This is a genomic window from Bradyrhizobium sp. WSM4873 (genome assembly GCF_055811355.1).
The window spans coordinates 123,508-147,639 of record NZ_JBVVPS010000002.1 but is presented as its reverse complement, the minus strand read 5'-3'; the positions used below and the strand labels follow the sequence as shown (position 1 = coordinate 147,639).

Here is a 24,132-nt window from a genome sequence, read left to right as displayed (position 1 = left end):
GCCTTTGTTCCCTTAACAAAACGTCAATAAAACCAGCCAGTTATGGTGAACGCTTTGTTAAGCGTCGTGGTTTATTTTGTGTTGCAGGTGACAAGCCGTCACCGCTTCGTCTTCGTTGCGTAAGCCGGAAGCACCATGATTGTTCGGCAGTTCATCAATTGGATCAGGACGGCGCCCGCTGGCGAGCGGGCCGAGGCGACGCGGGCGCTGGCCCGGGCCTGGCTGATCTCAGACCTTTCTCCTGACGACCGTATTGCCGCTGAAGGCGCGCTTTTGATGCTGCTGGACGATCCCTCGCCGCTGGTGCGGCAGGCGATGGCCGAGGCGTTTGCGCGCAGCACCGAGGCGCCGGCGTCGATCGTGCGGGCGCTGTCGGCGGACCAGCCGACCGTCGCGTTGCCGGTGCTCGAACATTCTCCGCTGCTGATCGACGCCGATCTCGTCGACATCGTCGCCACCGGCAACGACGAGGTGCAGTGCGCCGTCGCACGCCGCATCGCGCTGCCGGTGTCGGTCTGCGCCGCCATTGCCGAAGTCGGCTGCGCGGCGGCAGCGCTCGAGCTGATCGAAAATTCTCATGCCGAGCTTGCGCCGTTCTCCTGGGATCGCATCGTCGAGCGTCACGGCCATCTCGCCGCGATCCGCGAGGCGATGCTGGTGCTCGAGGATCTGCCGTCGGCCACGCGCGCTGCGCTTGTGGCAAAACTCTCGGAGACGCTGGCTCAATTCGTCGTGGCCCGGAACTGGCTGACTTCCGACCGCGCCGAGCGGATCGCGATCGAGGCCCGCGACCGCTCCACCATGAACATCGCGGCGCGCTCGCGGGGCGAAGACATGGAAGGTCTTGTTCGGCACCTGTGCATCACCGGCCAGCTCACCGCGGGTCTCATTCTGCGCGCGCTGCTGTCGAGCAATCTCGATCTGTTCGATGCGGCGCTGGCTGAGCTCGCCGAGCTGCCGCTGGCGCGCGTGTCCGCGCTGCTGCACGATCGCGGCGGCAACAGCCTGCACGCGCTGCTCCGCCGCGCCGGACTTCCCGAGGCGACGTTTGCGGCCTTCCAGGTCGCGCTCGATGCCTGCCACGAGCAAGGCTTCGTCGACAGCGACGACAATGCGGTGCGGCTGCGCCGCCGCATGGTCGAGCGTGTGCTCACCCATTGCGAGACCGACCGTGGCGCGACCGAGCCGCTGATGGTCCTGCTGCGCCGCTTCGCCACCGAATCCGCCCGCGAAGAGGCAAGGCTGTTCTGCGACGAGCTGGTTGCGGAGGAGGCGGTTGATCGGGTCTACGACGGTCTGATTGCGGCCTGAATTGTCGCTTATGTCGCCCCGGCGAAGGCCGGGGCCCATACCGCGAGGTCTCGCAAGCGAAGCGAGATGGCCGACGCCTTTTGCAACAATTTCCGCTGGTGGGTATGGGTTCCGGCCTTCGCCGGAACGACGCCTATGGCTACCCCGCCGGCGCGATGCTCGGCGCCAGGATCACCTCGAGATGCTCGGGGCGATCGCGGTTGGTGTCGGCGAGATAGTCGTCGGCGACCTTGCGCAGGCGCCGGCTGAGCTCGGCGGAGACGCTGATGCTGTCGAGCTTGGTGTTCTCGTGCACGATGGCGAGGATGGCATTGATGTGGTGCGTGAACAGCTCGGCCGGCACCTTTTCGAGATCGGGCGCGTGCTCGATGACGCGGCACAGGCTCTCGGCTACGCCCGCCGCCGCCGGATAGCCGAAAGTCGCGGCATCGCCCTTGATGTCGTGCGCGGCGCGAAACAACTCGTCGCGCCTGTCCTTGGTGAAGCCGTCGTGCCGGATGGCGACGTAGGCCGCAGACAGCCGGTTGATCTCGGTTGCCATCCAGTCCTTGAACTCGCCGGCGAGGCCTGCGAGCGCCTGTTCGGCGCGGCCGATCGGATCGTCCATGTCCTTGTCTTCGACGCGGCGCAGGACCGACCGCAGCGGGTTGGGCTGCGTGATAACTTGATGCGTGGCGAAGGCCGTGATCTCGATGTCTCTTGCGCTGTTCTTCGCCATGATATCGGCCTCGATCGTGAGAGACGTTGCGCGCTAGATGGAAGAGCGAGCCTTGTCGAGCAGCGAGGGCTGCTGCAGCACCTCGTGCTTTTCGCCGACGCGGCGCTCGGGGCCCATATAGGCGGAGTTGATGTTGCGGCGCCGGTCCGGGCCGAAATAGGTCTTGGTCTTGATGAAGGGGCGAGGACTGGCGACCACGTTGAGGATGCGCTGGTAGAGTCCTTTGGCCGAGATCGGCTTGGCCAGGAATTCGGTGACGCCGGCATCGCGCGCCACCGTGACGCGGCGCTTCTCGGAATGGCCGGTCAGCATGATGATCGGCGCGTAAGGATTGCCCTTGGATTCCGGCTGCCGGATCATCTGCGCCAGCTCGAGCCCGTCGAAGATCGGCATCGCCCAGTCGGTGATGACGATGTCGGGCACGTAATGGCTGTACATTTCCAGCGCCGTGGCGCCGTCCTCGGCCTCGTAGACTTCACGTGCGCCAAAGGAATGCAGCAGCGTCCGCAGGATGCGGCGCATGTGCGGATTGTCGTCGCAGACAAGGAAACGCAGCTTGTTGAAATCGATGCGGAACATGGAGCCCGGGCCGGAGCGGTCAACTTTCGTTAACCATATCTCGCCGGGGGTTAATGAAGGGTTGCGATCGGCAGTCCGGCGAGGCGGCTCAGGAGCCGAACTGCTCGCGCAGAATACGCTCTTCCAGGCTGTGACCGGGGTCGAACAGCATGCGCATCGAGATGGTCCTGTCGGACAGCACCTCGACGCGGCGGACGTCGCGCACCTCGTCGTGGTCGGCGACTGCCGCCACGGGGCGCTTGTCGCCCTCAAGCACCTCGATCACGACATAAGCCGTGTTCGGCAGCAGCGCGCCGCGCCAGCGTCGCGGGCGGAAGGCGCTGATCGGCGTCAGCGCGAGGAGCGCGGCGTTGATCGGCAGGATTGGTCCCTGGGCGGACAGATTGTAGGCGGTCGAGCCGGCCGGCGTTGCCACCATGATGCCGTCGGCGATCAGCTCGGACATGCGCTCGCGCTCGTCGATCAGGATTCGCAGGCGCGCGGCCTGGTAGGTCTGCCGGAACAGGGCGACCTCGTTGATGGCGTGATGCAGGTGAACACGGTCGTTGGCGTCGGTCGCGCGCATCAGGAGGGGGTGGATTTCGGATTCCTGCGCCGCCTCGAGGCGGGCTCGAAGATCGACGGTCGAGTACTCGTTCATCAGGAAGCCGACGGTGCCGCGGTGCATGCCGTAGATCGGCTTGCCCGTATGCATGTGCTGATGCAGCGTCTGGAGCATGAGCCCGTCGCCGCCGAGTGCGACCACGATGTCGGCGTCCTTCGGATCGCAATTGCCGAAGTCCCTGGTGAGCTGGCCGAAGGCGGCTTGCGCCTCGCTGCTCGGGCTGGCAACGAAGGCGATCCGGTCGTATCGCGCTGGCTTGGTCATGGCTTCCGGGCAGGGCCGCTGGCTGGAGAAAGTTCCGCCGGGCTCGTCTAACGATCTCGACCGGGATTGTCGAGGATGACCGCCTTCACAGCAGACCGGCAACTGCCCATTCCGGTTTGAGGACGAAACCGGGTCGGTTTGTGCCCAACCCGGCTCTTCAGGCACCACCAGAGCGATGATCCCCCAAACCGTCGCAATTCCGCGCTAGCCTTGCGGTCCGCACCGGTGTCGTCGCCGGGCAGGGAGAACGACCATGGCCACGACTATGCCGGCGCTCCGCCGCGCGACCTTGGTGCTGGCAGTGTCCGCATTCGCGCTCGCAGGATTGGCGCGCGCCGACGATCCGCCGCAGCCGCGCTCCGAGGCGGCGGCAGCCGGACAGAAGGCCGGTCGCGGCGGCGCACAAAGTGCGTCGCAGAATTCTTCGTCAGCCGCCGAGCCGCACCGTCTTCCGTCGGATTCGACTACGAAGCAGACGCTCGATCTTCCCGGCCGCACCCTCAATTTCGCAGCGACCGCCGGATCGATCCGCGTGTTCGACGGCAAGGGCGAGCCGGTGGCCGACATCGCCTATACATCCTATGAGCTCGACGGCGCCGACCGGGCGACGCGCCCCGTGACGTTCCTGTTCAACGGCGGGCCCGGTGCGTCGTCGGCATGGCTCCAGTTCGGCGCGGCCGGGCCGTGGCGGCTGCCGCTCGATGGCGAAGCGCTGTCGCCGTCCGCCTCACCCGAAGTGAAGCCTAACGCGGAGACCTGGCTCGATTTCACCGATCTCGTCTTCATCGACCCCGTCAGCACCGGATATAGCCGCTTTGTCGCGAGCAGTGATGACGCGCGCAAATCGTTCTACTCCGTTGACGGTGACGTCAATTCGATCGCGTTGGTGATCCGCCGCTGGCTCGAGAAGCACGACCGGCTGACCTCGCCGAAATACGTCGCCGGCGAAAGCTATGGCGGGATTCGCGGGCCGAAGGTAGTGCGCCAGTTGCAGCTCCAGCACGGCGTCGGCGTCAGGGGATTGATCCTGGTGTCGCCGCTCCTGGACTTCCGCGAATTCACCGGCACCAGCCTCCTGCAATATGTCGCGACGCTGCCGAGCTATGTCGCGGTGACGCGCGAGGCGAAAGGCCCGGTCAAGCGCGCCGATCTCGCCGACGTCGAGGCTTATGCGCGCGGCGAATTCCTGGCCGACCTCGTCAAGGGCGAGGCGGACAAGGAGGCGACCACTCGTCTTGCCGACAAGGTCGCCGAGCTCACTGGCATCGACCAGGCGGTGAGCCGCCGGCTTGCCGGCCGCTTCGACGTCGGCGAATTCCGCCGCGAGCTCGACCGCAAGAACGGCAAGGTCACGGGGCGCTACGATGCCTCGGTGCGCGGCTTCGATCCCTATCCGGATTCGAGCAGCTCGCGGTTCGGTGATCCCTCCGGCGATGCGCTGCAGGCGCCGCTGACGAGTGCCGCGGTTGACCTGCTGACACACAAGCTCAATTGGCGGCCCGATGGCTCCTACGAGGTGTTGAACGGCACCGTCGAGGGTCACTGGGATTTCGGCCGCGGCATCAATCCGCCGCAGTCGGTCTCCGAGCTGCGCCAGATTCTCGCCACGGATCGGAAGCTGAGCGTGCTGGTCGCGCATGGCCTGTTCGATCTCGCCACGCCCTATTTCGGATCGAAGCGCGTGCTCGACCAGTTGCCGGTCTTCGCAACACAGCGGGTCAAGTTCGTGGTCTATCCCGGCGGCCACATGTTCTATTCGCGGGACGGCTCTCGCCAGGCCCTTCGGAGCGAGGTCGAGACTCTCATTCGGGAGTAGGCCGGCGCTTGCGCGGCTTGTATTTCCGCGCGATCTCGCGCGCCACGACGGCCGCAGGCTTGATGTTGGCGCCCGCGATCCAGACGTCACTGACCTTGCCGCGCTTGTCGCGGACGCGGCGCACCGGCTCGCCGTGGCTCGAGTAGCCAGCGGCCCAGGCAAGCTTGCCGGTGTCGCGGCCGGTGACCTCGATCTCGCCGGCATCCATGAACGGGTTGTTGAACTGCGGATTGGCGACCAGCACGCGGTTGCCCGCGGGTACCAGATCGGTCGCGCCCCAGATCGTCCACCAGCGGCCGGTCCAGTCGCGCACGCGCCGGTCGGGTGCACCACGGGACTGGAAGACGCGCAGGATCTGCATCGCGCCGTCCATCCAGAACGGCGCCGCGCCGTCGATGGAGTTGCTGATGATGCTGATCGCGAGCTCGCAGGCGGGGATGGAGCAGGTCCGGGAGATATAGCCCTGGAAATGGCCGCCGTGGCCAAACCAGTCCCAGCCGTCGAGCTTGCCGGCGCCGATACCCAAGCCGTAATAGGCCTCGAAACTCTGCGGGATGCGCCAATGATGTCGCGTCATCTCGCGGCGGCTTGCGACCGACAGCAGGCTCTTTTTCGCATTGGGCGCGAGCTGCGCGAAGAAGCGCGCCGTATCGGCGGCGGTGGCGGCGAAGCCCGTGGCGGAGGCCATCGCGTGCGCGGGATTGTCGCCGGGAATGACGCAACGCTCTCCGTACGGCACCCTTCGTGTGTGGCCGCGCGCGAACGGCGCACCCTTGGGAAGCGGCGCGTCCGGCTCGGTCTCGCGCAGGCCCGCAGACTCGATGATCTCGCGCTTCATCCAGGCGCGGTAAGGCTCCTTCGTCACGGCCTCGATGACGAGACCGATCAGCCCAAAGCCGTGGTTGGAATATTTGAAGCGTGTGCCCGGCTCGATTGCGGTCGGCAGCTTCAATTCCGCGAGCAGCTCGCTCGCTTCGAGATAGGGACGGCTGTCGATGAACTGGCCGGAATCGGCGCCGTCGCGCGTCAGTCCCGCGCTGTGCGAGAGCACTTGCGCAATCGTCGTTTCCGCGACGCGCGGATGCAGGCCGGCGACATATTGGCCAATGGGATCGTCGAGCCGCAGCTTGCGCTGTTCGCGCAGCTTCATGATGCCGGCCGAGGTAAAGCTCTTCGAGTGCGAGGCAATGCGGAAGCGGTGGCGCGGGGTGAGCTTCTCGCCGGTGTCGAGATTGGCGAGGCCGAACGCGTGCTCGGCGACGATTTCGCCGCGATGGGCGAATGCGATGACGACGCCGGGCTGCTGGATTGTGGTGTGCTGGAATTCGATCCAGGAGCCGATGTAGTCGATCGCGGATCGCAGCCACTTGTCCATTGCGCACCGATTTGCGAGGGGAGGATTGGTGGGCAAGCTAGCCGAGAACGCAGAACAGGCACAACCCTGCGGTTGTGCCCGTTCGCTTCGTTCGAAGATGCGATGTTCTTAATAAACGAGGGTCGCCCCGGTCGGCTTGTCGAGCGCGGCGGCGAGCGAGCGATATTCGGAGCTGTCGGTGCCGGCGAGCGAGGCGAGCTTGTTGAGGTGATACTGCGCCTGCTCGCGATTGCCCTGCTCGAGCTGCCAAAGGCCATAATACTGCCAGGTGCGGACGTGGTTCGGATCGTCCTTCAGCGCGAGCTCGTAGTAGACCTTCGACGACTGGTAGTCGCCGAGCTTGCGATAGGAGTAGCCGATCAGATTGGCGACGTCGGCGACGTCGTCGCGCTTGAGCGACTTCAGCTGGCCGATCGCGCCGGTGTAGTCGTGATTGTCGTAGATCGTGGTGTAGGCGGTGCGATAGGCGGCGAGGAATTTCGGATCGCTGATGGAGGAGCTCTTCTTCTTGCCCTTTTTGGTCGAGGTGTCCGACGCCGGCGGCGACGAGGGGGTGTCGCCACCTGCGGCATAGGCGCTGGTCAGAGCCGGCCCGGCCGCCAATGTCATGGCGACAAGTCCCGGCACAAGAAGCGTTGAGAGTTTGCGCATCGAAGTTCTCCCGAATGGAACGTGGCGATCCTACACGATTGCCCAAAGACCGGAACACCCATCAGGCAAAAACATTCCCGGCATCCCGGCCTAATCGGCCTGCGGCGGGATGACAAACTTGTCATCCAGATGAACGGAAGCCTGCTGCGGGCTTCAGATTGGGTTCAGTGCGTGCCCCCTAGGCTCCAACCTACGATCAAAGGGTTGGCGAGAGGGCGCCCGCCTCAAGATCCTTCCAAGAGGAGACCAACCATGTTGAAGACCATTTCCGCAGCCTTGCTCGCAGCTTCCGTAATCGCAGCCCCGGCCTTCGCAGCCGAGACCGGCAAGACCACGACGACCACGCCGGTGATCAAGGCAGACCAGAGCCAGACCAAGGTGTCGACCACCGCCGCGAAACCCGATGCCGGCCTCAAGGCCGACGCCAAGGCTTCGGACGTCAAGGCTTCGGACGTCAAGGCCGACGCCAAGGTGGACACCAAGTCGAAGGCGATGAACGCCAACGCCGCGGTCACTCCCGACGAGCACAAGACCGTGCGCACGCATCGCCACCACCACAAGCATCTCTCAGCGAAGAAGTCGCTGACGACGCAGCCGGACGTGACCAAGCCGGCGACGATGGAGAAGCGCAGCTAACCACTGATCCTGCGCGGCGGCGTCCTAGCATTGCCCAGCCGCCGCGTGAGGAATTCAGGCCCGGCCCGTCGTCACGCCTTGCGCGAAAGCTCGAGGTGCTGGCGGCGGGCCGGTACGATCATGCTTGAGGCCCGCGAGCAACGTCCCAGGTTTGGCGGCCGCAAACGAAACCTCGAAAACAACCCCATGCACAGTAGCGGGTCGTAGATAAATCAATGGTTTAAGGGGTGGGCTCATCTGCGGATTTTACGAATCTGTTTGACTCGTCGGGCAAAACACCTGTAGACCTGCATCATTGCAACCTTGGGGCTGGAACGTCTCCGAGACGGATCGAGCGGAGAGCGTAGGCAGTGCGGCGACGAGCGGAACGCGCAGTGAGCTTGGCGTTGATGCTGGCACTGCCGCTGGCGCTCACGGGATGTTTCGGCAGCGACGGTGATCGTCCAACCCTGATGGACGGGGCCCAGGCCGGAGGTCCACAACCGTTCCCGGATAATTTCCGTGGCGACACGCTGGCCTTGATGCGCAGCTATCTGAACAATCCCGTCGGCGTGCGTGACGCCAGCATGGCCGAGCCGGCGCAGCGCGAGGTCGGCGGCCGGCAGTTCTATGTCAGCTGCCTCCACTTCACCCCACGCGAGACCGACGGCACCTACAAGGCTATGAGGGAGCGCGCCGTGATCTTCGTCAACGGCCGGGCGGACCGCGTCGTCGATCGTGCCAGCGAGTTGTGCGCGGGCGCGGTTTACGTACCCTTTCCGGAACTTGAAAAGATGACGCGGTAGCGCAAAGCCCACCTTCATCGCTGGGTGATAGAACAAAGCCCGCCGGAGCTGCCGGATCACATTTCGGGGAGCTTTGAACGAAGTGGTTTTGCGTCGCGACTAATCGTTACGGCGGGTTCTGTTTCCGACGGAAAAAACCGTCGGCACGAGCCTGCGGGACGGAACAAAATCGCGTTGTTGCCGCTCCGTCACAGTCACGAACGATCAACGTTCCGGCATCGCCTCGAAGCAACCCAATTCACGCCACGTTGTTTCCTGAGTGTCGAATTTGAAAGAACGGGGATGATCATGAAGAGGATTTTGCTGGGTGCAGTTGCCCTGCTTGCGCTGGCCGCGCCCGCTGCCGCAGCCGACATGCAGGCGCGCACCTACACCAAGGCTCCGGCCTACACGCCGCCGCAGGTGATCTACAACTGGACCGGCTTCTACATCGGCGGCCATGTCGGCGGCGCCTTTGCCGGCGACAGCAGCTTCCAGTCGAGCGACGCGCGCTTCCTCGGCGGTGTCCAGGGCGGCTTCGACTACCAGTTCGCGCCCAATTGGGTCATGGGTGTCGAGGCCCAGTATTCCTGGCTGCCGACCAATAACAGCGGTGCCACGTTCCCGCTGGGCACGCAGGTGACCTCCAATACCGACCAGCTCGGCTCGGTGACCGGCCGCATTGGCTACACCTGGGGTCCGGCACTGCTTTACGCCAAGGGCGGTTATGCCTGGCGCAACGGCGGCCTCGGCGTCAATATTGCCGGCGTCCCGCAGCCCTTCACCGCCACCGGCAACAGCAAGGATGGCTATACCGTTGGCGCTGGCCTCGAATACATGTTCGCGCCGAATTGGTCGGCCAAGGCCGAGTACCAGTATTACAACTTCGGCAGCACGACGATCACCTCCGGTCCGGTCGACGTTGTCGGCGTCCGCGGCCGGGAGGATGAGCATACCGTCAAGGTCGGCGTGAACTACCGCTTTGGCTGGGGCGGTCCGGCAGCGTCTCGCTACTGACACGCCACCAACGACCACGATCTGACAAAGGCCGGCTCCCGCCGGCCTTTCGTTTGCCGGGCTCTGGTTGCCAGCCTTCTGTCGTTTGCATTGCGTCAACCATCTGGCGCGTCATTTGCAAGCAAACGTTTTGGCGCGCGCTTTCTCACGCGCGTCATGGAGCTCGGGTAAAGCAAAAATAATTTTTGCAGCTTACGGAACTCGCGCGCCGGAACGCGTTATATGAGAATTACCGGGCTGGTGGGACGACGGACATGCGTATCTTGGTGTCGGCTGTGGTGCTCTCGTGCTTCGTCAGTTTGCCGTGCGCTGCCCAAACAATCCTCAAATCCGAGCCTCTGATGCTAGCACCCTATGAGGTAGCCTTCGTCAAGGACGCCTCTTGCTCCTCCGGCAAGGTGCTGAAGGTCACCGGCGCGATCCGTGGGCTGCATCGTCGGAAAGCCTGCGTGGCCTTGGCGGGGGAGCAGGCCTCGCTCGCGACTGCGACGCCCTGAGCTCTGGTTTCCCAGCTTCGATCCGTCTTTAGGAATTCAGTTCAAGCTCCATCCTGGCCTGGCGATCGGCCTCGGCCTTGTTACGGGCCGGATCCTCGCCTTGTGCCGCCCGGCACGGCTTGATCTCGTAATCATTGTCGAGCACCCGGCGTGGCCCAGGGCGGTTGTCATCGGCGGATACGTCGACGACGAGGCCACTTCGCTGCGCGAGCCTCCAGACGTCGGACTCGTCAGGATAGGCTTTGCTGATCTGGGCATCGTTGCAGAACAGGGCGTAGGGCATTCTTCCCGCTCCCGGAAACCGCATTAACGACTTTGCGATGGGAGGGTTCCGCTTGCCGGTCGATCACGCGGCCGTGATCGGGGCGCCGGGCCCTGAGTCCTTAACGAGTCCTGAATCCCGGAAAAAAGAATCCCCGGGACTCATTTGGCGGAATCAGGGGATGTTTTCGGCCATGTCGACGGACCTGAAAACCTCCTGCGGGCACATGCTGCTGCCCCTCACGCTGGCCCTGTTCGGCGCCTGCGCGGCCAATCTCTGGCTGGTGTGGTCCTGGCTTTAGGCCAGCGACGGGAGATCCGGCTTTACGTGTCAGCCGGTGGACGTGTGGAGGCGTCGCGAATAGCGGCGCGCAGTTTAGTCAGGGTAGCCGCGCAATATTCCTCGCGCTCGCGCTCGAACCGCTCCTGATGCTTGCGGAAATTGGCGATGCGGGCCTGCATCTCGGTGCGGACGTCGTGGCTCGCCACCCGCGGCGGCGGGAGAGGTAGGGGCTGCGGCGGAGCGCCTGAAGTGGCTCGGTCTCGACGACGGCGTTGACGGGGACGATCTGGACCGACGCGGCCACTGTCGCCATCGGGATCTCCGGTGGATGCAAGTCATCCCTTTTGCCGGTTACCGATTGGACGAAGGCCATTGTCTGCGCGATCAGCGCGTCGCGTTCCGTGATCCACTTCATGGTGCACCCTTGTTGGAGCTATTCCAGCAAAGCTGGCCGGCCGAATCAAGAAGGTGTTGGGTGGGGGATTGCATATTTTTCCCGGCCGCTCGACAGTGGGGAATGGATGCCAAAGCAGATCATTCAGCCGAAGCCGAGGGCTTGAGGCTCGTCCGCGCGTTCCTGTCGCTGCCGCCCGACAAACGGGCGGAGGTGATCGCGTTGGTTGAGGAGTTGGCCCGCGCCAAACGCCGTCCCGAGGAAGGCGCCGACGTCTCGCCGGGGTGAGGGCTAGCGCTCCCGCGGATTGAGGTTGGGCCGGAACGGAGCCCCGACCACCCGAACCGGCGTCGGAGCGGCCACGTCGATCGCCGCCGTTTCAGCCTGCCGCTTTGCCGGAGCCGGTTCGAAGAGCGCAATTGCCGCGGCCAAGGCGCTACAGCACAGCGTCACCGCGGCCAGCAGAAACATGTTTCGGTTTTCTTCCCTGATCCGCATGGGCCGACAACGGAGGACACCGGCGACCGGTTCCGGCATTCCACGCCCGGCTCGCACCCCGGAATAGGCCGAAGCTTACGCGAAGCTTACGGCGGAAACCCAAATAGTTAGTTTTCCGTAAGACTACCCGGGACATTTGGCATCAAATCTTAACGTCAGCTGGTTCCAATGCACGGTGCTGGGAATATGCATCGGCAGAAAATCACTGGGGCGGCTGCAATGAGCGTTTTGAACAATCTGAAAATCGTGTGGAAGGTCGCGCTGATCGTGGCCGTGATGGGCTTTGCCATGGTCGCCGTCGCCGGCTTCGGCACGCGCGAGCTCTCGGCAACCGTCGATGGCTTCGCCGAGCTTTCCGCAGCACAATCCTCAGCGCTCAACCTGACTCGGGCCCAGCGCCGCGCCGAGACCTATCATGCTGCGCTCTATGCGGTCTTCACCGAGGCGACGGAGGCGGGCAACGCCAACCGTCTCAAGACCGCGACCCAGAACCGCGATGAAATCCGCCAATACCTCGAGGCAGCCGAGCAGGACGATCCCGCGCGCGCAAGCCAGATCAAGAGCATCGGCGACCAGTTGAAAGCCGTGTTCGCCGGCTGCGATCCGGTGCTGAAGGCAGGCTCGCTCGCAAGCAGCCCGGAAGAGAACGCCAAGGCATCCGAACGTGCGCACAAGGAGTGCGATCCGGTGATGGATGCGGCGCTGGGGCGCATTGCCCAGTTCGTGGGCGAGACCGCACAGGCGGTCGCCAAGCGCAAGGACGCCATCAACCGCGACGCCAGATCCGCAACCTGGACCGTGATCGGCGTCAGCGCCGGCGGCCTGATCCTGGGGATCGCGATCGCGCTGTTCATCGGCCTCAATGCGATGTCACGGCCGATTGCCCGCCTCAAGCTCGCCATGGAGGGCCTTGCCCGCAACGATCTCAAGACCGAAGTGCCCGAGAAGGACCGCCGCGACGAGATCGGCGACATGGCGAAGACGGTCGAAATCTTCAAAACCAACGGCATCGAAGTCGAGCGCCTCAAGGCTTCGCAGGCCGAAGTGGAGAAGCAGGCCGCCGATCAGCGCAAGCGCGACATGGTCAACCTTGCCGACGGCTTTGAGCGTGCGGTCGGCGAGATCATCGAGACGGTAGGCTCGGCGTCCACCGAGCTCGAAGCGTCGTCCTCGACGTTGGCCACCACCGCGCAGCGTGCGCAGGAACTGACCTCGGTCGTCGCGGTCGCCTCGGGTGAAGCCACCAGCAACGTGCAGTCGGTTGCGACCGCTACGGAAGAACTGTCCTCCTCGGTCAACGAGATCAGCCGGCAGGTGCAGGAATCCGCGCGGATGGCGGGCGAGGCCGTCACCCAGGCCCGCACCACGACGGTGCGCGTCAGCGAGCTCTCGGTTGCGGCGACGCGCATCGGCGACGTCGTCGAGCTGATCAACACCATTGCCGGCCAGACCAACCTCCTGGCGCTCAACGCCACGATCGAGGCGGCACGTGCCGGCGAGGCCGGCCGCGGCTTCGCCGTCGTTGCCGCCGAGGTGAAGACGCTGGCCGAGCAGACGGCCAAGGCGACCGGCGAGATCAGCCAGCAAATTTCTGGCATCCAGACCGCGACCCAAGAATCCGTCAACGCGATCCGCGACATCTCCGCGACGATCGAGCGGCTCTCCGAAGTGTCGTCGACCATTGCCGCGGCCGTCGAGGAGCAGGGCGCCGCCACCCAGGAGATCTCGCGCAACGTGCAGCAGGCCGCCCACGGCACCCAGCAGGTCTCCACCAACATCGCCGACGTGCAGCGCGGTGCGGCCGAGACCGGCTCGGCCTCCTCGCAGGTGCTTTCCACCGCCAAGATGCTGGCGACCGACAGCAATCGGCTGAAGGATGAAGTCGGGAAATTCCTCCACACGGTGCGCGCCGCCTGAGTCAACGCGGCGGCATCCGTCCGCCGCGTTGCGCACTCATCGCGCCAGCAGAAATCCCATTGCGAATGCGAACAGTACGGCCGTCATGACGACGGCCGCCGCCGCGCCGGCGGCGATCCTGGCCTTTTCGTTGATGGTGGGGCGCATCGGTGCTGCAATCTACCTCATGTTGAACTCTGATCCAATCTATGATCAGTAGCCGCGCCCGCGACACGCGCGGCCAACATGCATTCCCGAAGGTCGACCCATGAACGAGGATGTCAGCGACGGCTGGGCCGCGTCCGCGGCCGCCTGGATCGTCGAGCAGGGCGAGGACGGCGACTATGGCCGCCGCTTCGTGCTGGACGCGCCGATGCGGGCGCGGATCGAAGGGCGAGGCTTCCGCAATGCCCTCGACGTCGGCTGCGGGGAGGGGCGCTTCTGTCGGATCATGCAGCGCGCGGGCATCCGCACCACTGGCGTCGATCCAACCAAAGCGCTGCTCGCGCGTGCCATGGAATTGGACCCGCAGGGCGACTACCGGCTCGGCCGAGCCGAGACAATGGAGGTGGATGCCTCCTATGACCTCGTCGTGAGCTATCTCAGCCTGATCGACATGCCCGATCTGGCTGCAGCTATCGTGAAGATGGTGGCAGCGCTGCGGCCGGGTGGTACGCTGCTGATCGCGAACCTCACCAGCTTCAACACGGCCGGTCCGCCCAACGGCTGGACGCGTGATGGTGATGGCGCCCTGCGCTTCACCATCGATCACTACATGGACGAGCGGCCGACCTGGGTGACTTGGCGCGGCATCCGAGTTCAGAACTGGCATCGTCCGCTCAGCACCTACATGACGCTGCTGCTCGATCACGGACTTCAGTTGCGCCTGTTCGCTGAGCCGCAGCCTACGGGCGGGGATCCCGACAGAATTGCCCGTCATCGCCGGGTGCCATTTTTCCACGTCATGGAGTGGCAGAAGCCGGCTTAAGGGACGAGGCCTGCGATTTCGAAGGCGCAGTTGAACTGCTAGTGTGTTCGCGACGGAATCTTGTTTTGAGGTCCGCCCGATGATCTCCAAGCGTCCACCCGTGCTCGCCCATGAGCGGTTCGCCGCCGACCGCGACAATTTCGCGGGCCTCGACCTTGCCGCGCGGTTCGAGCGGATCGAGCAGACCAATTTGTGGGGCGCGGCCAGTTCGGTGTCGGGCCTCGGCTCGGAGGATCCCGCGACCGCAGCGATCCGCGAGATGCTTCCACCACTGCTGCAACGGCTCGGCGCACACTCGCTGCTCGATGCGCCCTGCGGCGACGCGGGCTGGATCGGTCGCATCAAGCTGGATCTCGACTACACCGGCGTCGATATCGTGCCGTCGCTCATCGCGGAAAATCGCAAGCGCGTGGCTGGCGGCGAGTTGTCAGGCCGGTTTCTCCTTGCCGACATCACGCGCGATGCGCTCCCCCGCGCCGATGTGGTGCTGTGCCGGGACTGCTTGGTGCATTTGAGTTTCGACCATATCGTCCGCGCCATCGCGAACTTTCGCGCCAGCGGAGCGCGTTTCCTGCTGGTCACGACGTTTCCCGAATGGGAAGACAATCGCGATTGCGAGGACGGCGACTGGCGGGCGTTGAACATGGAGAAGGCGCCGTTCGACTGGCCGCCACCGCGCGCGCTGATCAACGAGCGTTGCGAGGAGGGTGGTGGCGGCTGGCGCGACAAAAGCCTCGGGCTGTGGGCGCTGGAGCAATTATCTGACGGCGGGATACGATGCTGAGAGTGTGCGAGTGGGCAAGCGCTGCGGTCAACTGAGGAAGGAGAGTGTCTCGATGATCGATGCCCAATGTAGGTGCGGCGCTCTCGCGCTGTCGCTTCCCGGACCTTCCGGCCTCGTCGTCGCCTGCCACTGCATTGACTGCCAGCGTCGAACCGGCGCGCCGTTCGGCGTCGGTGCGTTCTATCCGGCGGAGGGCGTCGCGATCTCGGGAACGCCGAAGGAGTACGTCCGGACAGCCGCAAGCGGCGGCAAGGTCCGCAGCTATTTTTGCCCCGAGTGCGGTTCGACGGTCTATTGGAAGGCGGACAATCTGCCTGCGATGATCGGCGTTGCCGTGGGCGCGATCGCGGTTCCAAACTACCCGGCGCCCATCCGCTCGGTTTTTGAACAGTCGAAACATGCCTGGGTGGAGATATCAGGCGCTGAGCACTTCCAGCAAAGCAGCGCACCGAAGCATTCGAAGTGAGAGTTGCGCGTCAAGTTTCGGGCCAAGGCTTCGCGTCGAGATGAGTTGACGCCGTTCCCGTGTGGTTCCGCTGAGGGTCGGAATTGGCGGCAGTCCCTCTGCTTCGCGTGAGACAATAGCTAGTGGTCCGGGTTGGAACGAACTTGACAAAAATCGTTTGCCGACCGGAGCTAACGATGAACGACGCGGAAATTTTCGAACCTTTCTTGAAGCGGTTGCGGGTCAGCACCGAAATTGACGAAGAGGACGAGGTCGCTATCCGTGATCTACCAATCACGGTGAAGCGGATGGCTGGCGGTCAACCGGTCGTTTCTCTCGGAGACCGACCTTCGGCATGCTGCCTTGTCGTTGATGGCTCTATCCTGAGATCAAAGATCGTCGGCGATGGCCACCGCCAGATCATGGCCTTTCACCAGCCCGGCGACATTCCCGATCTGCAGGGCCTCTTCCCACATGTGATGGACCATGACGTCAGCACGCTTGGCGATAGCGTTCTCGGCTTCATTCCCCATGCAGCGGTGCGCTCAGTGACCCGATCCGCACGCCCCGATGGGCGCACGTGGCATCGGCGAGATCGGTATCACAGGAGTTGGCGCGGCGGTAGCAAACGCCATCTTCAATGCGACAGGCCGTCGTATTCGCGACCTGCCGATAACATTGGACAAGCTGCTATAGCGAGTTCACGCGGGACACTCGGCGCAATTTCATTCTCTCCTGGCGGAATTCCGACTGGAGACGTCGCGCGTTAGCACGCCCGCCGGGAACTAGCTGGGTGGCGGCGTGTCATCGACGAGGTGCACGCCGGCGGGCCGATGGCACCGTAGCTACGGCATATTGGCGCCGTTCGCACGCGCGCTCAGGATTGGTCTGCTCCCGGTGCTTACGAAAGTCCGTCCGGTCTTTCGCCACCGGAGAAGAAGTTCGGCGAGCCGATGGGCGAAGAGGAAATCGCGGACGCCATTCGCGCTTTTGCGGATGCGGCGCCTGTGGCTAAGCGCCGGGGATTCGATGCCGTCGAATTGCACGCCGCGCACGGCTAAGCAGCCATTCGCAGCAGATCGAGGATGTCAGCTTCGCTTTTGAATGGCCGCGGATTGGCTTGGACGAAGCGATGATTGATTGCAATCTTGCTAATCTGGTCAAACTTGTCTTCGCCAATCCCGACGTCGGCAAGACGGCCGGGCAATCCAAGTTCCTTGGTGAATTGCGCGAAGGCGGCGGCGGCTTCCATACCGGGCTCGCCAAGGGCCATCGCCAGGCGCTGCTGCGCATCCTCAGTGAACGCCTTGTTGTAGCGAAGCAGGCTCGGCATGATGACCGGTGTGCAATAGTAGTGCGGAACGCCGAAGGTCCCGCCAAGGACATGGCCGATGCCGTGACTGGCTCCCATCGGGACCCGCGCCTGCAGGCCGAAAGCCGCGAGCCACGCGCCATATTGAGACAGTCGGCGCGCCTCCAGATCGTCAGGCTGGTGCAAGGTCCGGAGCATTCCCTCGCGCAGGGTGCGGATGCCAGCCAGGACCACCTCGTCGGCGAGCGGCGTGCCGGCGGGTGAGCACAATGCTTCGATGCCGTGATCCATCGAGCGGGTTCCCGATCCCATCCACAGCTTGGAAGGCGTATGAACCGTGAGGGCAGGGTCGAGAATGATCGCCACCGGCATCATCCGGGGATGAAAGAAAATCTGCTTCAGCTTGTTGCGTTCATCCGTGACAAGCGCTGCTGCATTGTACTCGCCGCCATTCAGCGTCGACGGGACCGCGATCTGTCGAATTTTGGGCGATCGAAATGGTGAGACGGTGACCCCAGGGTCCATCGGGAATGGATCAAAACCCGCTTCGTCGGGGATGTCATGTTCCATCGCCATGATGACGATCTTGGCGAGGTCGATCGCCGAGCCTCCGCCGACGGCTACGACCAGGTCGGCTCCGGCGTCCTTGGCTTGACAGGCAACCTCGGCGGCTTGCTTGCGCGTGGTGTGCTCTGCGATTCCATCGAAGGTCGCGACATGTCTGCCGCCGAGCGCGCGCCGGATCTTCTCGATCTCGTCGGTCCTGGTGTTCAAGGTGCGGCTGACGATCAGGAAGACGCGTTTGGCATCAAGTCGCACCGCTTCATCGTTCAAGGCCTCAGACGCAGCCTTGCCGTAAACGACACGATCGATTGCCGGAAAATTGTGTATCCCTGCTTTGCGCATTTGCGTTCTCCTCGTTAGTTCAAAAACGGAAGTGACTATAGGGTGAAGGTCTGGAGGGTGCAACGAACCACCCGTGACCCATAAGGGCTGCAATACTGACTTTGTTCAGACAGGCCCCGTCACGCGTGGACCGGTCGATGACGATCTAATCGCTTGACGGGTTCAAAAAAAGAACTGTATCCTAGGAGGAGAAGACGGCCGAACGCAACGGCAGCGACGTGCCGGATTTACGGCTGGACCCGTTCAGCGCGATGCCTCTTCGCAAGGCCGCGACGAGCCGGCGCTGGCGCAACAAAACAAAGCCGCACACCCGAAAAGGGGTGCACGTTTGGGAGGACGAGCAATGTTGGTGAGATGGAAGATCCTCGCGGCCCTGGCTCTATTGTTGAGCGGACCCGCATTGGCCGCCGACGAGCCGGGAATCTCTGCCACCGAGATCAAGATCGGCGGAGTTTTTCCGTTCAGCGGCCCGGCATCATCGATCGGTCTCGTGGGCAAGGGACTCATGGCCTATATTCAGGCCTTGAATGACCGCGGCGGCGTCAACGGACGCAAGATCAACTACATCGCCTATGACGACGGATATAGCCCTCCCAAGGCGGTGGAGCACGTCCGCAAGCTCGTTGAAAGCGACGAAGTGTCGTTCATGTTCGGCCAGCTCGGCACGCCCGGCATTTCGGCCACTGCGAAATACCTGAAGGCCAAGGGGGTCCCGAGTGTCGCTATCGTCAGTGGTTCGTCCAAGTTCACTGACGTCACCAATTACCCGCTGATCACCACGGGTCTGGTCAGCTACGACACCGAAGGAAAAATCTACGCCAAATATCTGACAAAGACGCTGCCAAACGCCAAGTATGCCATCCTCTATCAGAACGACGATCTTGGCAAAGATTACCTCGCTGCCTTCAAGGCGTTTCTCGGCAAGGATTTCGACCGCAAGATCGTCAGTGCTTCCTACGAGGTCACCGAACCGACGATTGATTCGCAGATTACCAATCTGAAGAGCTCGGGTGCCGAAGCCCTGGTAATCGCCGGCACGCCGAAGTTCGCGGCCCAGGCCATCCGGCAAGCCTCCGTGATCGGCTGGAAGGCGACCGTGATCATCAATTTCCCGTCCGGATCCGTCGGAGGCACGCTTGCACCGGCCGGCCTCGACAAATCGGTCGGCGTGATGGTCGGGACGACCAACAAGGATGTCCTGGATGAGACATGGAAGAGTGACCCGGGCATGCAGGCTTACCGGGCATTTTTCGACAAGTATCTTACGGGCGCCGATATCACCAACGGCAGCTATCTGACCGGTTATCAGCAAGGCGTCCTGCTCGAGCAGATCCTCAAGCAATGCGGTGATGATCTGTCGCGGAAGAATATTCTGGCGCAGGCGAAGAACCTGAAGGACATCGTCGTTCCGACCGTGTTGCCCGGGATCAAGGTCAACACCAGCGAGACCGAGAACATGATCTGGACGCAGATGCGGCTGCAGCGCTGGACCGGCACGACGTGGCAAGCCTTCGGAGAAGTCCTGGACGCCAGGTCCGAGTGACTCTGGCGCAGCCCGCCCGTTCTATCGCATCCGCGGTGATTCAGGAGATCGTTCTCGATGTCGACGAAGCCATTGACGTTTGCGCCAAGGGAACTCTCCGTCGAGCCCCGGACCGACGGCACGCTCGTATTGAGGTCGCCGCTCGAATTGGGGCCATGCGACTGGCGGGTCACCGATTTTCTGCCGCGCTGGGCAAGCGCGGTTCCGGACAGAATATTTCTCGCGCAACGCAATGCCAATGGGGGATGGGGCGAGATCACTTATGGCGAAGCATGGTCGCAGGTCCAGGCGGTCGGCCAGAGCCTGATCGATATGGGTGCAAAGCCGGCCGACAGGCTGGCCGTGCTCTCGGGTAACTCCATCGAGAACGCGGTGATGTCTTTTGCGGCGATGTCGATAGGCGTCATTCTGGCGCCAATATCGCCGAACTACACGCTGATGCCCGGCGGCCTTGCGCGTCTCAAGGACATCGCACAGGTGCTGCGTCCGAACTTCGTTTTCGTTCAGAGTGGACGCGATTTTTCCCCGGCCCGTTCCATTCCCGAATTGGCAGATGCGGCCTGGATCAGCGTCGATGGCGCGCCGGACACGACGCCTTTCCGCGTCCTGACGGATCGAACGGAGTGGACAGGATTTGCGCAAGCGTCGAGTGCAGTCTCGACTGACGCCGTTGTAAAAGTCCTCTTCACGTCCGGTTCGACCGGCCTGCCAAAGGGCGTGCTGAACACGCACCGCATGATGGCGAGCTCCCTGCAAATGGGGGGCCTTCTCGTGTCGCCTCCGGAGGCGCCGGTCCAGGTCGAGTGGCTGCCGTGGCACCATACGATGGGCAGCAACGTCATTCTTCACGGCATCCTCAAGAACGGCGGGACTCTCTACATCGATGACGGCCGGCCGCTGCCTCAGCTCTTTCACAAGTCGGTGGCGAACCTCAAGGAGATCTCGCCGACGGCGATGTTCAATGTGCCCGCCGGTTACAATCTTTTGTGTGATGCCATCGAGAGCGACGCGGCCCTCGGCGCCAGCATCTTCAAACGGCTGGATCGATTGAGCTACGCAGGGGCTGCAATCTCGCAAGGCACGCTTGAAAAACTTTATCGACTGACATCGTCGATCACGGGCCGGCGGATTCCGGTGATGTCGGGCTATGGAACGACCGAAACGGGGCCGACAATCAGCACGACGCATTGGGCAACGGATCGGCCGGGCGAGATTGGTCTTCCGGCTCCGGGCGTACAGCTGAGACTGATTCCTGTTTCCGACACGTACGAGGCCAGGGTGAAGGGGCCCAACGTCACCCCCGGTTACCTCGGCAGGGCCGATCTGACCGAGAAGGCCTTTGACGAGGAGGGGTTCTATCGCATCGGTGACACCGTGTCGTTTATCGATCCCGAGAAGCCGGAGCTTGGTCTGCGTTTCACGGGCAGAATTTCGGAGAACTTCAAGCTCGCGAACGGCACGTGGGTTGCGATCGGCAATATGCGCGCCGCCATCCTGGCCGCAACGCGCGGCGTCCTGCTGGACATTGTCGTTGCCGGAGAAAACCGTGAAGCCTGCGCGCTGCTGTGCTGGCTGAACCCGACCGAGGCGGCGCGGATATCGAACGCGCCGGCTGCGGATTTGACCTGCGATCCCAAAGTGATCGAATTCCTGAGACATCGTCTGCAGGAATATAATGAGGCTGTTGGAAGCAGCGAAAAAATCTGCTCGTTCACCCTGCTGAAGGATCCGCCCTCATTGGCCGCGGGAGAAATCACTGACAAGGCCTATGTCAATCAACGTGCTGTGCTCAAACACCGGGCTCTACTAGCGGACCGTCTCCACTGCAACGAACCCGACGCGGCTGTGATTCGAGTCTGAGGATGCGTTTCGCGCGTCGCGCCAATGCTCAAGCGGCGCTGCGGCGGGCCTTTGCCTTCGGCTTTTCGGGTGCCTCCATCATCCGGGGGCTTTGGGCGCCCGGCCCTGGATGGGTATGAACCTCCCTGGCCAGGAGCGGCTCGCCGCATTCAGAGCACACCATGACCGGGTCGAAATCCTTTCCGCACTTGCGGTGCTGGTGCAACAGCGGCCGGCCGCGCTCGTCGACCATGTGAGTGTCGCCCCAATGCACGAGCGCCATCATGATCGGATAGAGGTCGAGGCCCTTCTGGGTCAGGATATATTCGTGACGCTTGGGCGCTTCCTGATAGGGAATGCGGCGCAAGATGCCCAACCGAACCAGCTTCTTCAGCCGCTCGGCGAGCAGATGGCGTGTAATTCCGAGCGCCGACTGAAATCCTTCAAAGCGCCGCGTGCGCAGAAAGCATTCGCGCAGGATCAGAAGCGTCCAGCGGTCGCCGATTACACCGATGGTTCGGGCCATCGAACACGGCTCTTCCTCCAGTTCTTTCCACTTCATCCGTACTCTCCAGTCATCCCGGCAAGGCCCGCTCGAATCGCCGCCGAGGTCGCCGCATTTCCCTAGCATTCTAGATAGGTACTGAATTTCAAACAATACCAGATAGGTCAGTCAAACCAGCATAAATCCGGCCAAATTTGACAGTTCGATTTTAGAACTGTAAAAGTGAGAATTGGTAAGCCGCGCGATTGGATCGCCGGTCCCTGACCATCCAATACGCTCTGCGGGAGAAAGCGGTCATGACCCTCAAGGTTGAATTCCAGTTCGATTTCGGCAGCCCGAACGCCTATCTGGCGGAGGTCGCCATCCCAGGGATCGAGCGGCGGACGGGCGTAAAATTCGAGTACGTCCCGGTCCTGCTCGGCGGGATCTACAAGGCGACCGGCAACATGTCGCCGTTCGATTCGCTTCGCGGGATCAAGAACAAGCCGGAATATCAAGCGCTCGAAACCCAGCGGTTCATCCGGCGCCACAACATCACGAAATTTCGTCAAAACTCCTTCTTTCCGGTCAATACATTGATGCTGATGCGCGGGGCCGTCGCGGCCCAGTTCGAAGGCGTATTCGAACCTTATTTCCGAGCCGCCTATCATCACATGTGGGAAGAGCCCAAGAAGATGGACGACCCCGAAGTGTTCCGGGCCGCATTTGCTTCCTCGGGAATCGACATCGACAGGCTTGTTGCACGCGCTCAGCAGGATGACGTCAAGAAGAAGCTGATCGATCTGACCAATGACGCCGTCGCCCGCGGCGCCTTCGGTTCGCCGACATTCTTCGTCGGCAAGGAGATGTTTTTCGGCAAGGACCAACTCCGCGACGTCGAGGAATCGATCGTCGAGCAGACCCGGCAGCCCGTTTCCAAGACCGGTTAGTTTACCGAGTTGCAGTCCGTGCGTGTTGAGGCGAACGGCTGACGGTAAGCCAGAGTTTACCCTCGGCTCGTTGGCAGAAAAAAGATCCAGGGAGAGTGCAATGGCTGGTCCGCTTGGCGGCGTTCGTGTCCTCGATCTAACCGGCGTGGTGTCGGGCCCGTTTGCGACGATGTTTCTCGCAGATCAGGGCGCCGACGTGCTCAAGATCGAGCCGATCGGTGGCGATATCACCCGTCGCAGCCGGGCCACCATCGACAAGGACGGCGAGTTCTCCGCGCTGTTCATCTCATCAAACCGCGGCAAGCGTTCGCTCTCTATCGACGTCAAGAGCCCGGCCGGGCGCGAGGTGCTGGCCAAACTGGTCGCGCAAGCCGATGTCCTTGTGCAGAACTTCCGGCCCGGCACCATGGAGCGCCTCGGCCTCGGCGTCGAAGAGCTGCGCCAGCGACATCCGCGCCTGATCTACGTATCGATCAGCGGCGTCGGCGAGACCGGACCTTATGTGAAGAAGCGCGTTTACGATCCGATCATTCAGGGCCTGTCGGGCTTTGCCGATATCCAGTCGCAGCCGGTCACTAACCGCCCGCAAATGATCCGCACCATCGTGTGCGACAAGACCACCGCCGTGTTCACCGCACAGGCGGTGGCGGCGGCGCTCTACGCGCGTGAGAAGACCGGGCAGGGGGATCATATCCAGGTCGCGATGCTCGATGCCATGATCTCATACCTCTGGCCTGAAGGCATGATGCAGTACACGGTGGTCGGAGCCGAGGCCGCTGCCGCCGATCCCAATGACCGGCCGGATCTCGTGTTCAAGACCAGCGACGGCTTCATCACGGCAGGCACTATCTCCGATTCCGAATGGCAGGGCTTCTGCCACGCGTCCGGCGATCCCAAGCTTGCCAACGATATCAGGTTTGCGACCCCTTCGGCGCGTTCGGTCAACGCCACGGCGCGCATCAACAAGATGGCGGAGTATATCGGCCAGCACACGACCGCCGAATGGCTGGGGCGGCTGGACGCTGCGGATGTGCCTTGCGCGCCGATCCTGCGGCGCGGCGAAATCATCCACAACGAGCAGGTGGTGGCGCGCGGGATCATCGCGGAATTCGATCAGCCGAAGGTCGGCCGGGTGCGGCAGCCGAAGCCCGCAGCCCGCTTCGAGGTCAACCAAGCTGCCATCGGCGGACCGGCGCCCCGCGTCGGCGAGCACTCGCGCGAGGTGCTGCGCGAGCTGGGCTACGATGATCGCGCGATCGACGACATGGTGGCCGCGCGCACGTTGCGCGTGGCGGTGTAAGCTGAAGCGCTTCGCGC

25 protein-coding genes and 3 pseudogenes are annotated in these 24,132 nt (G+C 63.1%); 18 read left to right on the top strand and 10 right to left on the bottom strand.

The annotated features are described in order from the left end of the window. The first annotated feature begins 135 nt into the window (after positions 1-135). A complete protein-coding gene (locus AC0L21_RS04735) occupies positions 136-1,311 on the top strand; it encodes a DUF2336 domain-containing protein (RefSeq protein WP_473258705.1) in 1,176 nt (391 codons plus the stop codon). A 139-nt stretch (positions 1,312-1,450) separates the two neighbouring features. Here AC0L21_RS04735 and AC0L21_RS04730 read toward each other — a convergent pair whose 3' ends face one another. The 3 genes from AC0L21_RS04730 to AC0L21_RS04720 all read right to left on the bottom strand — a co-directional run bounded on the left by AC0L21_RS04730 (position 1,451) and on the right by AC0L21_RS04720 (position 3,476). Then, complete coding sequence (locus AC0L21_RS04730; RefSeq protein WP_473258703.1) at positions 1,451-2,029, bottom strand: Hpt domain-containing protein; 579 nt, start codon at positions 2,027-2,029, stop codon at positions 1,451-1,453. 33 nt (positions 2,030-2,062) lie between these two features. Beyond that, positions 2,063-2,608, bottom strand: coding sequence for a response regulator (locus AC0L21_RS04725; protein ID WP_007611745.1), 546 nt, complete (start codon positions 2,606-2,608; stop codon positions 2,063-2,065). A gap of 88 nt (positions 2,609-2,696) precedes the next feature. Next, positions 2,697-3,476 (bottom strand): NAD kinase, encoded by a 780-nt coding sequence (locus tag AC0L21_RS04720; RefSeq protein WP_007602648.1) that lies wholly within the window; start codon positions 3,474-3,476, stop codon positions 2,697-2,699. A gap of 253 nt (positions 3,477-3,729) precedes the next feature. Here AC0L21_RS04720 and AC0L21_RS04715 point away from each other — a divergent pair, with 253 nt between their 5' ends. Then, on the top strand, positions 3,730-5,292 hold the full coding sequence (locus AC0L21_RS04715) for a S10 family peptidase (protein ID WP_473258701.1): 1,563 nt from the start codon (positions 3,730-3,732) through the stop codon (positions 5,290-5,292). On the opposite strand, the gene AC0L21_RS04710 is transcribed toward AC0L21_RS04715, so the two are convergent. Next, positions 5,279-6,667 (bottom strand): serine hydrolase domain-containing protein, encoded by a 1,389-nt coding sequence (locus tag AC0L21_RS04710; protein WP_473258698.1) that lies wholly within the window; start codon positions 6,665-6,667, stop codon positions 5,279-5,281. The genes AC0L21_RS04715 and AC0L21_RS04710 overlap by 14 nt on opposite strands. A 108-nt stretch (positions 6,668-6,775) precedes the next feature. After that, complete coding sequence (locus AC0L21_RS04705) at positions 6,776-7,318, bottom strand: tetratricopeptide repeat protein (protein WP_354058561.1); 543 nt, start codon at positions 7,316-7,318, stop codon at positions 6,776-6,778. Between the two features lie 252 nt (positions 7,319-7,570). Between AC0L21_RS04705 and AC0L21_RS04700 the strand changes: the two genes are divergently transcribed. The 4 genes from AC0L21_RS04700 to AC0L21_RS04685 all read left to right on the top strand — a co-directional run bounded on the left by AC0L21_RS04700 (position 7,571) and on the right by AC0L21_RS04685 (position 10,232). Continuing rightward, entirely contained in the window at positions 7,571-7,954 is a 384-nt protein-coding gene (locus AC0L21_RS04700) for a His-rich protein BRANT (RefSeq protein WP_473258694.1), read from the top strand. A 389-nt stretch (positions 7,955-8,343) separates the two neighbouring features. After that, a complete protein-coding gene (locus AC0L21_RS04695; RefSeq protein ID WP_473259424.1) occupies positions 8,344-8,739 on the top strand; it encodes a hypothetical protein in 396 nt (131 codons plus the stop codon). A gap of 288 nt (positions 8,740-9,027) precedes the next feature. Then, positions 9,028-9,735 (top strand): outer membrane protein, encoded by a 708-nt coding sequence (locus tag AC0L21_RS04690; protein WP_473258692.1) that lies wholly within the window; start codon positions 9,028-9,030, stop codon positions 9,733-9,735. 254 nt (positions 9,736-9,989) lie between these two features. Beyond that, positions 9,990-10,232: a hypothetical protein gene (locus tag AC0L21_RS04685; RefSeq protein WP_018455389.1), complete on the top strand. Its 243-nt coding sequence runs from the start codon at positions 9,990-9,992 to the stop codon at positions 10,230-10,232. Between the two features lie 28 nt (positions 10,233-10,260). Here the strand turns inward: AC0L21_RS04685 and AC0L21_RS04680 are convergent, their stop codons facing one another. Then, positions 10,261-10,515, bottom strand: coding sequence for a hypothetical protein (locus AC0L21_RS04680; RefSeq protein WP_007602660.1), 255 nt, complete (start codon positions 10,513-10,515; stop codon positions 10,261-10,263). A 302-nt stretch (positions 10,516-10,817) separates the two neighbouring features. Further along, a pseudogene (locus AC0L21_RS04675) lies at positions 10,818-11,191 on the bottom strand (hypothetical protein). Between AC0L21_RS04675 and AC0L21_RS04670 the strand changes: the two are divergent. Next, on the top strand, positions 11,105-11,458 hold the full coding sequence (locus tag AC0L21_RS04670; protein WP_473259461.1) for a hypothetical protein: 354 nt from the start codon (positions 11,105-11,107) through the stop codon (positions 11,456-11,458). The pseudogene AC0L21_RS04675 and the gene AC0L21_RS04670 overlap by 87 nt on opposite strands. Positions 11,459-11,461: 3 nt before the next feature. Here AC0L21_RS04670 and AC0L21_RS04665 read toward each other — a convergent pair whose 3' ends face one another. Beyond that, complete coding sequence (locus AC0L21_RS04665) at positions 11,462-11,641, bottom strand: hypothetical protein (RefSeq protein WP_473258690.1); 180 nt, start codon at positions 11,639-11,641, stop codon at positions 11,462-11,464. Between the two features lie 246 nt (positions 11,642-11,887). On the opposite strand from AC0L21_RS04665, the gene AC0L21_RS04660 reads away from it, so the two are divergent. The 7 genes and pseudogenes from AC0L21_RS04660 (at position 11,888) to AC0L21_RS04630 (ending at position 16,842) form a co-directional block, all read left to right on the top strand. Continuing rightward, positions 11,888-13,585, top strand: a complete 1,698-nt coding sequence (locus AC0L21_RS04660) for a methyl-accepting chemotaxis protein (protein WP_473258688.1) — start codon at positions 11,888-11,890, stop codon at positions 13,583-13,585. Positions 13,586-13,832: 247 nt separating this feature from the next. After that, positions 13,833-14,552, top strand: coding sequence for a class I SAM-dependent methyltransferase (locus tag AC0L21_RS04655; RefSeq protein ID WP_473258686.1), 720 nt, complete (start codon positions 13,833-13,835; stop codon positions 14,550-14,552). 79 nt (positions 14,553-14,631) lie between these two features. Next, positions 14,632-15,336, top strand: coding sequence for a class I SAM-dependent methyltransferase (locus AC0L21_RS04650; RefSeq protein WP_473258684.1), 705 nt, complete (start codon positions 14,632-14,634; stop codon positions 15,334-15,336). A gap of 52 nt (positions 15,337-15,388) precedes the next feature. Further along, entirely contained in the window at positions 15,389-15,802 is a 414-nt protein-coding gene (locus tag AC0L21_RS04645; RefSeq protein ID WP_473258682.1) for a GFA family protein, read from the top strand. 176 nt (positions 15,803-15,978) lie between these two features. Further along, positions 15,979-16,275: pseudogene (locus tag AC0L21_RS04640) on the top strand (Crp/Fnr family transcriptional regulator); the annotation flags it as partial. 58 nt (positions 16,276-16,333) lie between these two features. Continuing rightward, a pseudogene (locus AC0L21_RS04635) lies at positions 16,334-16,477 on the top strand (xanthine dehydrogenase family protein molybdopterin-binding subunit); the annotation flags it as partial. Between the two features lie 158 nt (positions 16,478-16,635). Continuing rightward, entirely contained in the window at positions 16,636-16,842 is a 207-nt protein-coding gene (locus AC0L21_RS04630) for an oxidoreductase (protein WP_473259421.1), read from the top strand. On the opposite strand, the gene AC0L21_RS04625 is transcribed toward AC0L21_RS04630, so the two are convergent. Continuing rightward, positions 16,839-17,999, bottom strand: coding sequence for an iron-containing alcohol dehydrogenase (locus AC0L21_RS04625; protein WP_473259419.1), 1,161 nt, complete (start codon positions 17,997-17,999; stop codon positions 16,839-16,841). The genes AC0L21_RS04630 and AC0L21_RS04625 overlap by 4 nt on opposite strands. Positions 18,000-18,342: 343 nt before the next feature. Here AC0L21_RS04625 and AC0L21_RS04620 point away from each other — a divergent pair, with 343 nt between their 5' ends. Then, the gene (locus tag AC0L21_RS04620; protein WP_473258679.1) at positions 18,343-19,542 is read left to right on the top strand and encodes an ABC transporter substrate-binding protein; all 1,200 of its coding nucleotides are present in this window, start codon (positions 18,343-18,345) and stop codon (positions 19,540-19,542) included. A gap of 57 nt (positions 19,543-19,599) precedes the next feature. Next, complete coding sequence (locus tag AC0L21_RS04615; protein WP_473258677.1) at positions 19,600-21,402, top strand: AMP-binding protein; 1,803 nt, start codon at positions 19,600-19,602, stop codon at positions 21,400-21,402. A 28-nt stretch (positions 21,403-21,430) separates the two neighbouring features. Here the strand turns inward: AC0L21_RS04615 and AC0L21_RS04610 are convergent, their stop codons facing one another. Further along, positions 21,431-21,943, bottom strand: coding sequence for a winged helix-turn-helix transcriptional regulator (locus AC0L21_RS04610; RefSeq protein ID WP_440639825.1), 513 nt, complete (start codon positions 21,941-21,943; stop codon positions 21,431-21,433). A gap of 239 nt (positions 21,944-22,182) precedes the next feature. On the opposite strand from AC0L21_RS04610, the gene AC0L21_RS04605 reads away from it, so the two are divergent. Together AC0L21_RS04605 and AC0L21_RS04600 are read left to right on the top strand one after the other, a co-directional pair. After that, entirely contained in the window at positions 22,183-22,815 is a 633-nt protein-coding gene (locus AC0L21_RS04605) for a DsbA family protein (protein ID WP_473258674.1), read from the top strand. Between the two features lie 100 nt (positions 22,816-22,915). After that, positions 22,916-24,115 carry a CaiB/BaiF CoA transferase family protein gene (locus AC0L21_RS04600; protein ID WP_473258672.1) on the top strand — a complete coding sequence of 400 codons (1,200 nt, stop codon included), beginning with the start codon at positions 22,916-22,918 and terminating at the stop codon, positions 24,113-24,115. Positions 24,116-24,132: the final 17 nt, after the last annotated feature.

Excerpts from the sequence above, each read along its gene's own strand:
- AC0L21_RS04685 (WP_018455389.1), top strand. The coding sequence starts at position 9,990 with ATGCGTATCTTGGTGTCGGCTGTGGTGCTCTCGTGCTTCGTCAGTTTG.
- AC0L21_RS04625 (WP_473259419.1), bottom strand. The coding sequence starts at position 17,999 with ATGCGCAAAGCAGGGATACACAATTTTCCGGCAATCGATCGTGTCGTT.
- AC0L21_RS04620 (WP_473258679.1), top strand. The coding sequence starts at position 18,343 with ATGTTGGTGAGATGGAAGATCCTCGCGGCCCTGGCTCTATTGTTGAGC.
- AC0L21_RS04680 (WP_007602660.1), bottom strand. The coding sequence starts at position 10,515 with ATGCCCTACGCCCTGTTCTGCAACGATGCCCAGATCAGCAAAGCCTAT.
- AC0L21_RS04735 (WP_473258705.1), top strand. The coding sequence starts at position 136 with ATGATTGTTCGGCAGTTCATCAATTGGATCAGGACGGCGCCCGCTGGC.
- AC0L21_RS04725 (WP_007611745.1), bottom strand. The coding sequence starts at position 2,608 with ATGTTCCGCATCGATTTCAACAAGCTGCGTTTCCTTGTCTGCGACGAC.
- AC0L21_RS04615 (WP_473258677.1), top strand. The coding sequence starts at position 19,600 with ATGTCGACGAAGCCATTGACGTTTGCGCCAAGGGAACTCTCCGTCGAG.
- AC0L21_RS04650 (WP_473258684.1), top strand. The coding sequence starts at position 14,632 with ATGATCTCCAAGCGTCCACCCGTGCTCGCCCATGAGCGGTTCGCCGCC.
- AC0L21_RS04670 (WP_473259461.1), top strand. The coding sequence starts at position 11,105 with ATGCAAGTCATCCCTTTTGCCGGTTACCGATTGGACGAAGGCCATTGT.
- AC0L21_RS04600 (WP_473258672.1), top strand. The coding sequence starts at position 22,916 with ATGGCTGGTCCGCTTGGCGGCGTTCGTGTCCTCGATCTAACCGGCGTG.
- AC0L21_RS04660 (WP_473258688.1), top strand. The coding sequence starts at position 11,888 with ATGAGCGTTTTGAACAATCTGAAAATCGTGTGGAAGGTCGCGCTGATC.
- AC0L21_RS04645 (WP_473258682.1), top strand. The coding sequence starts at position 15,389 with ATGATCGATGCCCAATGTAGGTGCGGCGCTCTCGCGCTGTCGCTTCCC.
- AC0L21_RS04610 (WP_440639825.1), bottom strand. The coding sequence starts at position 21,943 with ATGAAGTGGAAAGAACTGGAGGAAGAGCCGTGTTCGATGGCCCGAACC.
- AC0L21_RS04700 (WP_473258694.1), top strand. The coding sequence starts at position 7,571 with ATGTTGAAGACCATTTCCGCAGCCTTGCTCGCAGCTTCCGTAATCGCA.
- AC0L21_RS04605 (WP_473258674.1), top strand. The coding sequence starts at position 22,183 with ATGACCCTCAAGGTTGAATTCCAGTTCGATTTCGGCAGCCCGAACGCC.
- AC0L21_RS04655 (WP_473258686.1), top strand. The coding sequence starts at position 13,833 with ATGAACGAGGATGTCAGCGACGGCTGGGCCGCGTCCGCGGCCGCCTGG.
- AC0L21_RS04715 (WP_473258701.1), top strand. The coding sequence starts at position 3,730 with ATGGCCACGACTATGCCGGCGCTCCGCCGCGCGACCTTGGTGCTGGCA.
- AC0L21_RS04665 (WP_473258690.1), bottom strand. The coding sequence starts at position 11,641 with ATGTTTCTGCTGGCCGCGGTGACGCTGTGCTGTAGCGCCTTGGCCGCG.
- AC0L21_RS04705 (WP_354058561.1), bottom strand. The coding sequence starts at position 7,318 with ATGCGCAAACTCTCAACGCTTCTTGTGCCGGGACTTGTCGCCATGACA.
- AC0L21_RS04730 (WP_473258703.1), bottom strand. The coding sequence starts at position 2,029 with ATGGCGAAGAACAGCGCAAGAGACATCGAGATCACGGCCTTCGCCACG.
- AC0L21_RS04690 (WP_473258692.1), top strand. The coding sequence starts at position 9,028 with ATGAAGAGGATTTTGCTGGGTGCAGTTGCCCTGCTTGCGCTGGCCGCG.
- AC0L21_RS04710 (WP_473258698.1), bottom strand. The coding sequence starts at position 6,667 with ATGGACAAGTGGCTGCGATCCGCGATCGACTACATCGGCTCCTGGATC.
- AC0L21_RS04720 (WP_007602648.1), bottom strand. The coding sequence starts at position 3,476 with ATGACCAAGCCAGCGCGATACGACCGGATCGCCTTCGTTGCCAGCCCG.
- AC0L21_RS04695 (WP_473259424.1), top strand. The coding sequence starts at position 8,344 with ATGCTGGCACTGCCGCTGGCGCTCACGGGATGTTTCGGCAGCGACGGT.